Source organism: Flavobacterium sp. RSSB_23, assembly GCF_051547145.1.
In the GTDB taxonomy this organism is placed as follows: Bacteria; Bacteroidota; Bacteroidia; order Flavobacteriales; family Flavobacteriaceae; genus Flavobacterium.
Window position 1 is genome coordinate 18,973 of sequence record NZ_JBPTTO010000005.1, and the last position, 14,530, is coordinate 33,502.

At 36.8% G+C, this 14,530-nt stretch carries 10 protein-coding genes; 8 read left to right on the forward strand and 2 right to left on the reverse strand.

The features are described 5' to 3' along the window. Positions 1–56 precede the first annotated feature (56 nt). The 4 genes from ACSVH9_RS09510 to ACSVH9_RS09525 all read left to right on the forward strand — a co-directional run bounded on the left by ACSVH9_RS09510 (position 57) and on the right by ACSVH9_RS09525 (position 4,854). Positions 57–839, forward strand: coding sequence for a patatin-like phospholipase family protein (locus tag ACSVH9_RS09510; RefSeq protein WP_438063514.1), 783 nt, complete (start codon positions 57–59; stop codon positions 837–839). Positions 840–901: 62 nt separating this feature from the next. Beyond that, a complete protein-coding gene (gene pyrH, locus ACSVH9_RS09515; RefSeq protein ID WP_315143351.1) occupies positions 902–1,609 on the forward strand; it encodes a UMP kinase in 708 nt (235 codons plus the stop codon). A gap of 70 nt (positions 1,610–1,679) precedes the next feature. Further along, positions 1,680–2,243, forward strand: coding sequence for a ribosome recycling factor (frr, locus tag ACSVH9_RS09520; RefSeq protein ID WP_024981875.1), 564 nt, complete (start codon positions 1,680–1,682; stop codon positions 2,241–2,243). Positions 2,244–2,355: 112 nt separating this feature from the next. After that, positions 2,356–4,854, forward strand: coding sequence for a DUF5686 family protein (locus tag ACSVH9_RS09525; RefSeq protein WP_438063515.1), 2,499 nt, complete (start codon positions 2,356–2,358; stop codon positions 4,852–4,854). A gap of 628 nt (positions 4,855–5,482) precedes the next feature. Here ACSVH9_RS09525 and ACSVH9_RS09530 read toward each other — a convergent pair. Together ACSVH9_RS09530 and ACSVH9_RS09535 are read right to left on the reverse strand one after the other, a co-directional pair. After that, on the reverse strand, positions 5,483–5,812 hold the full coding sequence (locus ACSVH9_RS09530; RefSeq protein WP_159689846.1) for a DMT family transporter: 330 nt from the start codon (positions 5,810–5,812) through the stop codon (positions 5,483–5,485). Between the two features lies 1 nt (position 5,813). Further along, positions 5,814–8,081: a cation:proton antiporter domain-containing protein gene (locus ACSVH9_RS09535; protein WP_438063516.1), complete on the reverse strand. Its 2,268-nt coding sequence runs from the start codon at positions 8,079–8,081 to the stop codon at positions 5,814–5,816. Positions 8,082–8,279: 198 nt separating this feature from the next. Between ACSVH9_RS09535 and ACSVH9_RS09540 the strand changes: the two genes are divergently transcribed. The 4 genes from ACSVH9_RS09540 (at position 8,280) to rpoN (ending at position 14,467) form a co-directional block, all read left to right on the forward strand. After that, positions 8,280–10,700 (forward strand): efflux RND transporter permease subunit, encoded by a 2,421-nt coding sequence (locus ACSVH9_RS09540; RefSeq protein WP_438063517.1) that lies wholly within the window; start codon positions 8,280–8,282, stop codon positions 10,698–10,700. 10 nt (positions 10,701–10,710) lie between these two features. Further along, positions 10,711–11,193, forward strand: a complete 483-nt coding sequence (locus tag ACSVH9_RS09545) for a SixA phosphatase family protein (protein WP_438063518.1) — start codon at positions 10,711–10,713, stop codon at positions 11,191–11,193. A 269-nt stretch (positions 11,194–11,462) separates the two neighbouring features. Continuing rightward, positions 11,463–12,908, forward strand: coding sequence for an asparagine--tRNA ligase (gene asnS, locus ACSVH9_RS09550; protein WP_438063519.1), 1,446 nt, complete (start codon positions 11,463–11,465; stop codon positions 12,906–12,908). A gap of 95 nt (positions 12,909–13,003) precedes the next feature. Beyond that, entirely contained in the window at positions 13,004–14,467 is a 1,464-nt protein-coding gene (gene rpoN, locus ACSVH9_RS09555; protein WP_438063520.1) for an RNA polymerase factor sigma-54, read from the forward strand. Positions 14,468–14,530: the final 63 nt, after the last annotated feature.

The window sequence follows — 14,530 nt, forward strand, 5'->3', positions numbered from 1 at the left end:
CGTTCAAAACTATTGTGATAAAAATCACCTAAATCAGAACAAAATACACATTCATAATGCAACAATCAAAACCTATAGGTTTGGTATTATCAGGAGGCGGTTCTAAAGGGATTGCCCATGCAGGAGTTCTACAGTTTTTAAATGAACAAAACATTTATCCAACGCAAATTTCTGGTTCAAGTGCTGGATCAATTGTAGCTGCTTTATATGGAAGCGGAAAAACACCCAAAGAAATTCTGGATTTTTTTAAATCCATTTACTTTTTCCACTGGAAGCATTTTACTTTTTCGAAAGCAGGGCTAATTGACCCAGAATCCTTCAAAGAATATTTTATAGATATTTTCGAAGATAGCGTTTTGGGTGATTTGAAAATCCCCATTCACATAACTGCAACCAATATGGTAAAAGGAAATTTGACTATTTTTGATGCCAATACTAAAACAATAGACGCCATTTTAGCTTCAAGTGCTTTTCCAGGAGTCATTTCTCCCTATGAAATCAATGGCGAATTATACAGTGATGGCGGCATCTTGAATCATTTTCCAACCGAATTAATTCAAGATAAATGTGCCTTTTTGATAGGTGTATATGTAAGTCCTATGCAAAAAATTCAAGCCAAAGATTTGACATCGATAAAGTCAGTTACTAGTAGAGCCTTTGATTTGCTAACGGCTAACTCAAGTTTAAGTAAATTCAATAATTGTCATTGGTTGATTGAACCCGAGGAATTATGTGCTTATAGTACCTTTGAAACGAGTAAAAGTAAGATGGATGCCATTTTTAAAATTGGCTACGAATCGGCAAAAAAAAGTTACGAAAAACTTAATTTATATATTTAAGGCTCACTATTTCACAAAAAATAGAATATCGCTATATTTGCACCAAACAATTCAACAGACAAATGAAATACAAAAGAATCCTTCTAAAATTAAGTGGTGAAGCGCTAATGGGCGATTTAAACTACGGAATTGATCCTAAAAGATTAGCTGAGTATGCCCATGAAATTAAGAAAGTGCATGCTAAAGGAGTAGAAATAGCCATTGTAATTGGTGGAGGAAACATTTTTAGAGGTGTTGCTGGTGCAAGTTCTGGAATGGATCGCGTTCAAGGTGATTATATGGGAATGCTAGCCACTGTAATCAACGGAATGGCATTACAAGGAGCATTAGAAGATAACGGAATGAAAACCCGTTTGATGACTGCTTTAAAAATGGAATCTATCGCAGAACCTTATATCAAAAGAAGAGCCGATCGTCACTTAGAGAAAGGACGTATTGTGATTTTTGGAGCTGGAACAGGAAATCCCTATTTTACAACCGATACTGCAGCCGTTTTGAGAGGTATCGAAGTAAGCGCAGATGTCATTTTAAAAGGAACACGCGTAGATGGTGTGTATGATTCTGATCCAGAAAAAAATGCTTCTGCTGTAAAATTTGACTACATTACATTTGAAGATGTATTAAGCAAAGGATTGAATGTTATGGACACCACAGCATTTACTTTGAGTCAAGAAAACAAATTGCCAATTGTAGTTTTTGATATGAACAAAGAAGGTAATTTATTGAAAATCTGTGAAGGCGAAAACATAGGAACAGTAGTTAATATATAAGTTTATGGTTAAAGGTTTGTAGTTTATAGTTGACTGCGAACCACCAACAACAAACAACAAACATAAGATTATGACTGAAGAAATTGAATTTATATTAGATAGTACAGAAGAATCCATGAATGGTTCTATTGCGCATTTAGAAAAATCATTTTTGAATATCCGCGCGGGGAAAGCTTCTCCAGCAATGCTAGGAAGTGTTTTTGTAGATTATTACGGGTCTGCATCACCGCTTTCGCAAGTGTCGAAAATTAGTGTACCAGATGCGAGAACTATTACTTTGCAACCTTTTGAAAAAAGCATGTTGCACCCTATAGAAAAAGCAATTATGGTGGCTAATTTAGGGTTTAACCCAATGAACAATGGAGACGTAATCATCATTAGTGTTCCGCCTTTGACAGAAGACCGTCGTAGAGAATTGGCCAAACAAGCCAAAGCCGAAGCCGAAGATGCCAAAATTGGAATTCGTAACGCTCGTAAAGATGCCAATACGGATATCAAAAAATTAGAAAAAGACGGCACCTCTGAAGACATTTGTAAAAGTGCAGAAGAACAAGTACAAAACTTAACCAACACTTTCATCAAAAAAATCGATGAATTGCTAGCCGTTAAGGAAGCCGAAATTATGAAAGTGTAACTTTCGCAACAAACATATACAAAACCGTCTCCAAAAGTATCTTGGAGACGGTTTTTTTATGCTATTTTTGTCAATCTAATACAAAAATCGCTTGGGTTCAAAATACACGCTTATGAAGCAATTGAGTTGGTTGTTGCTACTTTTTACGTTCTCCCTTCAGGCTCAATTCCAATGGAATGGTTTGGTGAAAGACGCGAAGACCAATCAACCCTTGCCTTTTGCGAGCATTAGCAGCAACACGGGTGTACAAACCATCTCGGATGTAGATGGAAAATTCCAGCTCTTGAGTCCCAATCCTATTTTGGATTTTACGGCTTCTTATTTGGGTTACACGCCCTTCCAACAAATCATCACGCCCAACAAAACGTTTTATGTCGTGGCCTTACAAGAAAAGTCAAACGATTTGAATGAAGTCTTGATTCCTAAAGAAAATGAGGCTTTGCAAATTATTCGAAAAGCTATAGGGGCCAAATCCGTCAATAATCCGCAGCAAAAAAACAATAGCTTTTCGTTTAAATCCTATAATAAACTCCTAGTTACCGCCAATCCAGACTCTATTAACGGCAAAATTGATTCGGTTTTTGTAGACAAAACGTATGGTAGAGAACTTGTAAAAGTAGATTCATCTAACTACAAGTTTAAAGAAATCATTAGCAAGCAGCATTTGTTTCAAACGGAGAAAGTATCGCTTTTTCAGTACCAAAACAGCTACTTAAAAGAAGTAATTATAGGAACCAAAATGGCTGGCTTCAAGCAACCTATTTATGAAATCATAGCGTTCAATTTGCAATCTTTTTCGATTTACGAACCCAAATATGAGTTGTTCGAAACCAAATACAATAGCCCCATAGCCGATGACGCGCCAGAACATTACAATTACAAACTACTGGATTCGGTAGCCATTGACGGCAGTACTAGCTATATGATTTATTTCAAAAACAAGAAAAAGAAAAATGCAGCAGGACTAGAAGGCGTTTTATATATAGACACAACTTCCTATGCGATTGCTAAAGCTATTATGCGCATAAAAGGCGTGTTGGACATCAGCGGGACTCACGAATTTGTGTATTTGCCCGAGGAAAAAATTTGGTTCCCATCGGCCAAGACGTTCCAAATTGTGAAAGGAAAAAGCGATGATGACATTAAAATTCTTGGTGGAACCATACAGTTTGATGGCGATGTTGAACAAGGATTCAAACCGCGAAAAAAGGAAGCTACCGATATTAGTTATTTAATTTCTAAAAGCTACAATTTTGATATAGAATACAACAAAGCTGTCAAAATCAAACAACCAACGATAGCTATTGACATTCAAGAAGACGCTATCAATCAAACGGATGCCTTTTGGGAAGCGTATAGAAAAGAAAAATTGGATTTGCGCAGTCAGAAAACCTATGCAGCCGTAGATAGCATTTCGATAAAAAATGGCATTGAAAGCAAACTGCTCTTTGGTCGAAAAATCATCAATGGCTATGTGCCCATTAGTGTGATTGATTTTGATTTAAGGAAGTTTGTGAGTTTCAACAATTACGAAGGTTTTCGTCTAGGTGTTGGCGGTATTACCAATGATAGCTTTTCTAAAAAATGGAAAATAGAAGGCTATAGCGCTTACGGCACAAAAGACGGGACTTTTAAATACAGTTTAGGCATTGGCACCCGAATCAATAAGTTCTCGAATACTTGGTGGGGCGTTTCATTTACGGATGATGTGCGAGAAATAGCGAGCACCACTTGGACAGTTGACCGAAGAGCGTTCAAAATTTACGACCCAAGACCTATCAACATTAGTACTTTTTACCATTATCAAACGTGGAAAACGGGCGTAGAAACCAAGTTTATTCCAAAAACGGAAAGTATTTGGGAACTCTCGAACACTTTTGTGGAGCCAAAGTTTAATTATGCCTACAATCTAGACGGCAAACTTTTTACGAAATACAATTTGACTACGGCTATGGTTTCCTTGCGTTGGAATCCGTTTAGTGATTATATGCAAACGCCAACCGGAAGAATTGAAACCGAAAAAAGATATCCCAAATTTACGTTTCAGTTTACCAAATCATTGCCCAATGTGGGCAACAATGATTTTGAGTTTAGCAAAATCGATTTTAGAACCGAATATCAAAAGAATTACTTGAACGGTCAAAAAACAAGTTTGCTCTTTGAAGCAGGCTATACTATTGGCGACTTGCCTTTGACGCATTTGTACAATACCTCGCCGAATAATTTGAATAAAGAAACGATTATTCAGCGTGTGACTTTTGCGGGTAAAAACAGTTTTGAAACGATGTTTTTTAATGAGTTTTTCTCGAGTAAGTTTGCTTATTTTCAGTTCAAGCACAGTTTTAATCGCATTCATTTGTTGAAAAAAGTGAAACCCAACTTGGTAGTGGTGAGCCGAATGGGATTGGGTGATATGGAAAAACCAGAGCAGCACGTTGGCATTAACTACAAAACCCTACGTGATGGCTATTTTGAATCAGGAATCGAGTTGAACCAAATTTATAAGGGTATTGGGCTAAGTGGTTTTTACCGTTATGGGCCGAATCAATTGGCAAAATTTCAAGATAATATTGCGGTGAAAATTAGCTTTATTTTGAATTTGGGATTCTAACTCAGATTACAAGAAAGTGGTGCTTTGACAATTCACCTTTGACTTATATTTTGCAATTACTTTTAACCGCAAGGCTCGCAAAGGGAAAAACGCAAAGTTCGCAAAATTCTGCGTGAGGACAATGCCATTAAGTTAAGAGATTTTAGCTTAATTCTACTATTAAAGGCTTTTTGTCATTCCGACGGAGGAGGAATCACATAATGTGAGTAATTTGTGCGATTCCTCCTCCGTCGGAATGACAACTAAACCAGCAAAATTGAGTTTCAATAAATGATGTAACAGATAGAATTAAGCGGAGATTTTTAATTGAAGATTAACGATTCTTGACCCGAGCGTTAGCTAATTGGCGAAGCATTTTAGATTTTGTGCTAATAAATAAAAAAGCCTTTTTTTTTCAATGGTTTACACATCAGAAATCAAAAATCGTTATTCAAAAATCAGCAATCAGATTATTTGATTATTCCTTAATTTAACGACATTGTGCGTGAGGGATAGAAGCGGCATCCTCTAGGGGCGGGGTTCGCCCCTAGAGATATAGCGTAGAGCCCGACACCATAAAAAAAAGAGAGCCACTCAATAGTTAGTTGAGTAGCTCTCTTTTTTTTATGGTGACACGCCCAAATTTAACTCAATGTTCGGAAACCATTTTTAGTCCGATAATGGAGGCTATTAGGGTAAGCAGGAAGAAAATACGCCAAAAAGTAGCGGGTTCTTTGAAGACTAAGAGTCCAACGAGAACGGTTCCTGCAGCACCTATGCCTGTCCAAACAGCATAAGCGGTTCCGATAGGAAGTGTTTGTGTGACTTTGTAAACTAAGGACATACTAATGGTGAGACAGGCCAAAAAACCGAGGAACCAGTACGTCGCTTCGGTGCCTTGTGTTTCTTTGGCTTTGCCTAAACAAGTGGTAAATCCTACTTCGAAAAGGCCAGCAATTAGTAACAAAATCCAGTTCATACTATGGTTTTATGATTAATACCGAAGGGACTCCGCTCAACCAAACGCTTCTGGAATCGACAAGTGCTTTCCAGCTTTCAAGACTTATCATCATTAAATCTTGCTCGGCTAAGAACTCTTTTTTGATGATTTTTTCGCCATACAATGTGATGTTGTTTGGGAATTTATGCTCCAATGAACTTATGGCGCTACCGATTACAAAATTCGATTTGATATGTCCGTTGACATCCAAAACTACTACTTTGGACTTGTTGTTATGGATGAGTTTTTGAGCGTAATCAATCAAGAAGGCGTCTTCGGAGCTGAAGATTGGGATAAAAATGGTGTTTACTTTTTGTAAATCTTTGTCAATTAAGATTCCAACGGGCATCTTGGCTTTGAGCAAAATTTGGCGGGTTCTTTCGTCAAAAGGAGAATTGGCAAACAAGCCTTCTTTTCCAGTGAATTTATCCATTAATCGCTCTGGATTAATAATTCTAGTCGTAAAACCAATCACTTTTCCGAGCAAAGTTCCCTCAAAAATAGATTTCCCGAGTCCTACTAACAAGAGGTCATATTCCCCTTGATTGGCGATATCGGTGATTTCTGTTTCGATGTCGACCGTCGCTTTGAAGATGGTGGTTACTTCTTGTTTTAAGATTTTTGATTCCTCTTGAATAGGTAAAAATGCCGCTGTTTCTTTGTCCTCTAAAGCAAAAGGATGCATTTCGTTACTAACAGACAAATGCATAGCGGTAACCGAAGCGTCTTTTTGTTTACGAACTAAACTGTTGGCCAAACGCAGCAGTGACCTTCCTTTTTCGTTGTTGCCAAAAGAAATCAAAACGCGATATACTTTGGATTGTTCCAATTCTTCTACCTCAACATCGTCTTTAGTCTTGAAGATAAAATTGATTAAGTTAAGGGCTGGTCCCGTCATAAAAGTAGTGACCAATGCCATAATTACCATCATTGTAAACACCGCTGGAGTCAACACTCCCAACTCTAAACCAATATTCAGTACGATTAATTCCATCAAGCCTCGCGTGTTCATCAGTGCGCCGATGGTTAAACTATCTCTCCAATTTTGGCCCACAAATTTGGCCGCCAAAGCGCTACCAAAAAACTTCCCTACTACAGCTACCAAGATGATAAAACCCGTTACTTGCCATAAATAAGGGTCGTTGATTAGACCAATTTCGGTACGTAAACCTGTGAATACAAAGAATAAAGGCAAAAGTAAAATAACGGATACGTCCTCTACTTTTTCAATAAAAACGATTCTGAATTTAGCTACATCGGGCATAATCACACCAGTCATAAAAGCTCCAAAAAGCGCGTGAATTCCGATTACTTCTGTAGCATAAGACGCAATAATAAGTGTGACAAAAAAGATAGCTACAACGGGTTTGCTAATCGCTTCTTTAGTTCCGTATAAATCTCCAATTCGTTTAAGGAAAGGCTTTACAATCATAAGCATAATCAGCACAAATCCGATTGCCAAAGAAATGACATACAAAGAACTTACAAAAGAGCCCGCTTTTACAATGGCGATTACCGTAGCCAAAATACACCAAGCCGTAATATCATCGGCGGCGGCGCAAGTGATTACGATGGCACCCAATTTGGTTTTATGAATACCGCGCTCTTGAACGATTCTTGCCAAAACAGGAAATGCTGTTATACTCATTGCAATTCCCATAAATAAGCTAAACGAAAGGAATTTTACTCCATCAGGAGCAAATTGGTCATACACGAAATACGCCAAACCAATTCCGAGTGTAAACGGAAAAATAATACTAGCGTGACTAATCACTACGGCATCGTTGGCTTTGTTTTTTAGTACTTTCAGGTCTAATTCCATCCCAATGACATACATAAAAAGTATTAATCCGATTTGGCTTAGGAATTTTAGATTCCCTAAAGATTCTACAGGAAATAAAATCCCCGAGAACTCAGGCAAATAGGTTCCTAACAAGGATGGTCCTAACGCGATACCCGCAATGATTTCACCAATTACAGAAGGTTGTCCTATTTTTTTGAAAATCCAACCAAAGATTCTAGCAACAATAATTATGGTAATAATTTGAGCCAAAAGTATGGCTAAAGGTTCTTGAAAACTATGTTGCATTGAAGCAATAAAATCCAGCCAAGCGTCTTTTGACCCAACTGTTGTTTTTTTAACATCCGTCCCTTCTAGTAATTTTCCGTTTTGTATAATCCAATACATTAAGGCGGAGAAACCTCCAGTAACCGCTAGATAAAACAAGGTATTTTTGTAATTCTTCATTTATATGTTTTAGAAAGTAATGAAATGCTCATTTAACAAAGATGAGAAAATCAAATATAACAATTATATCAAGAGTGAGAATATTAACCAAAATTTAAAGAATTTCACAAAGCTTTTAAAAAAACTGCCATCTAACCCTGTATTTCCTCCTTTTTTAATAGCGGTTTCGTTACCTTTGCAGCCTTTTAAATTCAGAAAATGATTAAATGGTTTAGTTTGGGATTTTGGGAACTCATTGCCCGTATTGTCCTTAGAAATAGAATTTTAATGCTCTCTATCATTGCAGCGATAACGGTCTTTTTGGCGCTACAATGGAAAAATATTCATTTTACGTTTACCGAAGCGAATATGTTGCCCGATGACAACATTGCGAATGTAGAATACAATGCCTTTTTGAATAAATTTGGAGAAGAAGGGAATTTGATAATTATAGGAGTTAAAGACTCCACTTTTTTTACGCCAAAAGCCTATGCTGCTTGGAGTAAATTGATGAATACCATCAAAAAAAATCAGGAGGTAGACTTAGTCGTTTCGCTAAATGATTTGAAAAAACTGCAAAAAAACGAAGCTTTAGAAACATTCGAATTGGTTCCTTTTGTTGACGAATCAAAGGCTCTTGATTCAAAATACCTGCAAACTATCAAAAAAGAGTTGTTCAATGACCTTCCTTTTTATGAAGGATTATTGTTCAACAAAAGGTCTGGAAGTGTTCGCTCCGCGATTTATATGGACAAAAAAATCGTGAACACTAAGGCTCGCAAAACCTTTGTTTTAGAAAAATTAATCCCTGCGATAACCACTTTTGAAAAGGAAACCAAAATTGACCTTCGCGTTTCAGGGATGCCTTACATTCGAACTCTGAATGCCAAAACGATTACCGACGAGATTAGTATTTTTATTGGCGCTTCGTTATTGATTACCTCATTATTGTTTTTCTTCTTTTTTAGAAGTTTCAAAGCTACCTTAATTTCTATCGTAATTGTTGTTATTGGTGTGATGTGGTCGTTTGGTTTTCTGGGCTTATTCAACTATGAAATTACCATTTTGACGGCATTAGTTCCTTCGTTGATTATTGTAATTGGGATTCCGAATTGTATTTTCTTGACCAACAAGTACCATCAGGAATTTAAAGTACACCGCAACAAAGCCAAAGCCCTGCAAAGAGTTACCACCAAAATTGGAATGGCTACTTTGATGACCAACTTGACCACAGCCATTGGTTTTGCCACTTTTGTCGCTTCCAATAATAATTTACTGTTGGAATTTGGCGTGGTAACCTCAATCAATATTATGGCTTTGTTTTTCTTAAGTTTAATATTGATTCCAATTTTTCACAGTTACTTGAATCCTCCTAAAGAAAGACATCTCAAACATTTGGACAGAGGTTCCGTGAAAAAATTTATGGATTGGATTCTGAAAACCATCAAAACCAATCGTTTCTCAATTTATGTCGCTTCAATAGCGTTACTAATATTCAGTATTATTGGTATTTATGAAATGCGCATTTCGGGAAGTTTGATTGAAGATATGCCTAAAAAAGAAGCATTCTTTCAAGATATTGTTTTCTTTGAAAAAGAATTTGATGGTGTGATGCCTCTCGAAATAATGATTGACACCAAACGTAAAAAAGGAGTGATGAAACTATCTACTCTAAAACGTATGGAAGAACTAGAAACTGCGATTGAGGAAATCCCCGAATTATCGAAGCCTATTTCGATTGTGAATTTGGTGAAGTATTCTAAACAAGCTTATTATAATGGCAATCCTGACTATTATGAATTGCCAACGTCCCAAGAACAAGCTTTTATCCTTTCCTATGCCAAAAATGCTACAGCCAATAGCAAAGAAAACTTAATGAAAAGCTACGTGGATAGCACTGGTCAATATGCCCGAATCACCACCTTTATGCGTGATGAAAGCGGTGACCAAATTGCTAAAATCGAGGCCGAAATTAGAAAGAAAGCGGATAAACTATTTCCAAAAGAACGCTACAATGTTATCATAACTGGAAAGGCTTTGGTATTTCAAAAAGGGACGGGCTACTTGCTTGACAACTTGCTCTCGTCGCTGATTTTTGCCTTTTTCTTAACGGCGCTTTTGATTGGATTTATGTTCCGTTCATTCAAAATGATATTGGTTTCTATCATCCCTAATTTATTGCCTTTATTCTTAACGGCTGGTTTAATGGGCTTTTTGGATATTCCTTTAAAACCTTCGACTATTTTGGTTTTTGGGATTGCCTTTGGACTATCGGTAGATGATACCCTCCGATTCTTGTCGCAATACCGCGAAGAATTGAAGAAGAACAACTGGAAAATCAAAAAATCAGTGTATGCAACGTTTAACGAATCGGGATTGAGTATGTTTTATACTTCGATTGTGTTGTTTTTTGGATTTTCGGTGTTTATGCTGTCTAGTTTTGGCGGTACTATTGCTTTAGGCGGACTGATTTCGTTGACGTTATTATTTGGTATGTTGTCGAATTTGATGTTACTCCCCGCTTTGGTGTTGACTTTGAACAAAACTTTGGCCAATGAACAAGAATTTATTGAACCCAAGATTGACATCATCGAGCGTTCTGATGAAGAGATTGACTCGCTAACCAACGATAAAAAATAAATAGCTGTTTATGAAAAAGATACTATACGTTTTTGTTTTAATGTTCTTAACGCTTGGTGCTTTTGGCCAAACGACTACAATTTACTTGATTCGCCACGCCGAAAAAGTAGACAACTCTAAAAATCCTGATTTGTCTAAAGCGGGTTTGGAGCGTGCCGAACATTGGAAAACAGTTTTAACTCAAGTTCCGCTAAAAGCAGTGTACAGCACTGATTATTTGAGAACAGTGCAAACCGCAACTCCGACAGCTACAAGCAAAAATTTGGAGATTATAAAATATGACCCAAAAACTCTCGACATTGAAAAACTCAAAAATGAACACAAAGGTCAAGCTATTTTGATTGTAGGTCATAGCAATACGACGCCTGATTTGGCAAATAAAATCATCAATCAAAAGGTGTATGCGCCAATTGATGATACTGTTTTTGGAAATTTATACCTCATTACCATTAGCGGAAATGAGGTAAGTCACCAATTGCTGCAAGGGTTGTAAACCAAGAAATGACTGGTTTTCCTACTGCCCTAGCCCTGATTGTAGTGGAAATCCTTGTGAAAATAAAGACTAATTTTTCTTGACGAAAAAGAGCGACCAGCGGAAGCTCCTTTTTTGGCTTAGAAAAATAGTATTTATTGAACAAGATTGTAACGAAAAGCGGGAAATAGCTCCTAAAAAATAAACACAAAACAATTATATTTGCATAACGCTTAAAGCACCGATTTTTGTTTTGAGCGCGTATTTAAATCTAAAAATCTAAAATTAAGATGAAACACACAAAAGTTAAAGACTTATTAAACAGTACAACGACGCTTCAGGAAGTGAATGCAAAAGGATGGGTGAGAACGTTTAGAAATAATCAGTTTATTGCGCTGAATGACGGTTCTACTATTAATAATATTCAGTGTGTGGTTGATTTTGAAAATACACCAGATGAGACACTAAAACGCATTACAACTGGCGCTGCTATTTCGGTTATTGGCTCGTTAGTAGAAAGCCAAGGTGCGGGTCAAAAATATGAAATTCAGGTACAGCAATTGGAAATTCTTGGCGACTCAGATGCGGAGAAATTCCCAATGCAACCTAAGAAACACTCTTTGGAATTCTTGCGTGAGAATGCGCATTTGAGAGTAAGAACAAATGCTTTTGGCGCGATTATGCGTGTGCGTTCGGTTTTAGCTCACGCAGTGCACACGTATTTTCAAGAGAAAGGTTTTGTGTATGTGAACACGCCAATTATTACTGGTTCGGATGCAGAAGGTGCGGGTGAAATGTTTAAAGTGACCGCTTTGCCTTTTGACAACACACCAAGAACTGAGGAAGGTAAAGTAGATTACAAAAAAGATTTCTTTGGTAAAGAGACCAACTTGACGGTTTCTGGACAATTAGAAGGTGAAACGTTTGCAATGGCGTTGGGTCAGATTTATACTTTTGGTCCTACGTTTAGAGCTGAAAACTCAAATACTTCTCGTCACTTGGCAGAATTTTGGATGATTGAGCCAGAGGTGGCTTTCAATGATTTGGAAGACAATATGGATTTGGCTGAGGATTTCATTCAATTTGTGATTAAATATGTAATGGATAAATGTCCAGAGGATTTGAAATTCCTAGAAGGGCGTTTGTTAGAAGAAGAAAAATCAAAACCACAAGCCGAAAGAAGTGAAATGGCTTTGTTGGAGAAATTGAACTTTGTATTGGAAAATAATTTCAAACGCGTTTCGTATACGGAAGCAATTGACATTTTGAGAAATTCAACTCCGAACAAGAAGAAAAAATTCCAATATATCATCAACGAGTGGGGAGCGGATTTACAATCAGAACACGAACGTTATTTGGTGGAAAAACACTTTAAATGTCCAGTGATTTTGTTTGATTATCCAGCCAATATCAAAGCATTTTATATGCGTTTGAACGACAATACAGAACCTGGAAAAGAAACAGTTCGTGCAATGGATATTCTTTTCCCTGGTATTGGAGAAATCGTAGGAGGTTCACAAAGAGAGGAACGCTACGATGTTTTGGTAGAAAAAATGAAAACCTTAGGTATAGACGAAGAAGAATTGTGGTGGTACTTAGATACTAGACGTTTTGGTTCTGCAGTACACTCTGGTTTTGGTCTTGGTTTCGAAAGATTGGTATTGTTTGTAACTGGAATGACGAATATTCGTGACGTGATTCCTTTCCCAAGAACACCAATGAATGCGGAATTTTAAAAAAGTTTACTGTTGTTTAAAATGGTTTAAAGTTGTTACCTACAACACAACAACTTTAAACCTTTAAACCTTAAACCTTTAAACTATTAAAAAAAATGCTAAAGCAATTTTTAAATTTAAAATTATCACAGAAATTATCTCCACAACAAATTCAGTTGATGAAGTTAATTCAATTGCCTACGCAAGCATTTGAACAACGTTTGTTAGAAGAAATGAACGAAAATCCGGCTCTAGAAGCAGGCAAAGAAGACGACTACGAGAAAGACGAATTTGAATCTGAAGACTACGACGATTATGATGATGCAGAATCAGATAGAATAGAAGCTGATGACATCAATATTGATGATTACTTAAGTAGTGACGACATCCCAGATTACAAAACGCAAGTCAATAATTATAGCGACGACGATGAAGACCGCGAAAGTCCCTATGCTGCTCCTATCAGTTTTCATCAAGACTTAATCAACCAACTCAATACTTTTATTCTCAACGAAGAAGACCGAGAAATCGCAGAATTCTTAGTGGGAAGTATTGATGATATGGGTTACATTCGAAGAAGCATTCCTGATATTGTAGATGATTTAGCCTTTACACAAGGAATCTATACCGATGAAAAAAATGTAGATAGACTTCTTCACGTTATTCACGAATTGGAACCCACAGGAGTTGGCGCAAGAGATTTGCAAGAATGTTTGCTCCTACAACTCAAACATAAAACACCTACAGAATATATTGAATTAGCCATTGATATTATCGAAAATCAGTTTGATGCTTTTACCAAAAAGCACTACGATAAATTGATGCAAAAATACAGTGTCTCTAACGAGCAATTAAAAAAAGCGATATACGAAATTGAGCGACTGAACCCAAAACCAGGAGGCTCTTTTGCAGGCAATAGTAAAGTCACCGAAAATATTGTTCCTGATTTTGCCATCAGAATTGTGGATGGTGAATTGGAATTAACGTTGAATGGGCGAAATGCTCCATCATTGCACGTTTCTAAGGACTATCAAGAAATGATGCAAACGTACAAAGACTCAAGAGACAAATCGGCACAACAAAAAGAAGCGGTACAGTTTATCAAACAAAAATTAGATTCGGCGAAATGGTTTATTGATGCCATTCGTCAACGTCAAGAAACACTTTTTGTGACGATGAATGCCATTATGCATTACCAAGAAGAATTTTTCCTAGATGGCGATGAAACCAAGTTAAAACCAATGATTTTGAAAGACATTGCAGATTTGGTTGGTCTTGATATTTCGACAATTTCTAGGGTGGCCAATAGCAAATATGTAGAAACACCCTACGGTACCAAATTGATTAAAGAATTTTTCTCCGAAGCAATGATGAACGACCAAGGTGAAGAAGTTTCAACTTTAGAAATCAAGAAAATTCTAAAAAACACTATCGAAGAAGAAGACAAACACAAACCACTTCCCGATGACCAATTGGCTGAAATTTTAAAAGAAAAAGGCTATCCAATTGCGAGAAGAACAATTGCAAAATATCGAGAACAACTTGATATTCCAGTGGCAAGAATGAGAAAGAAAATGTAGTAGTTTGTTATACTTCAACCCTTGTGAGGCTTCATTCACTATTAATAAACAAAGCAACTCTTT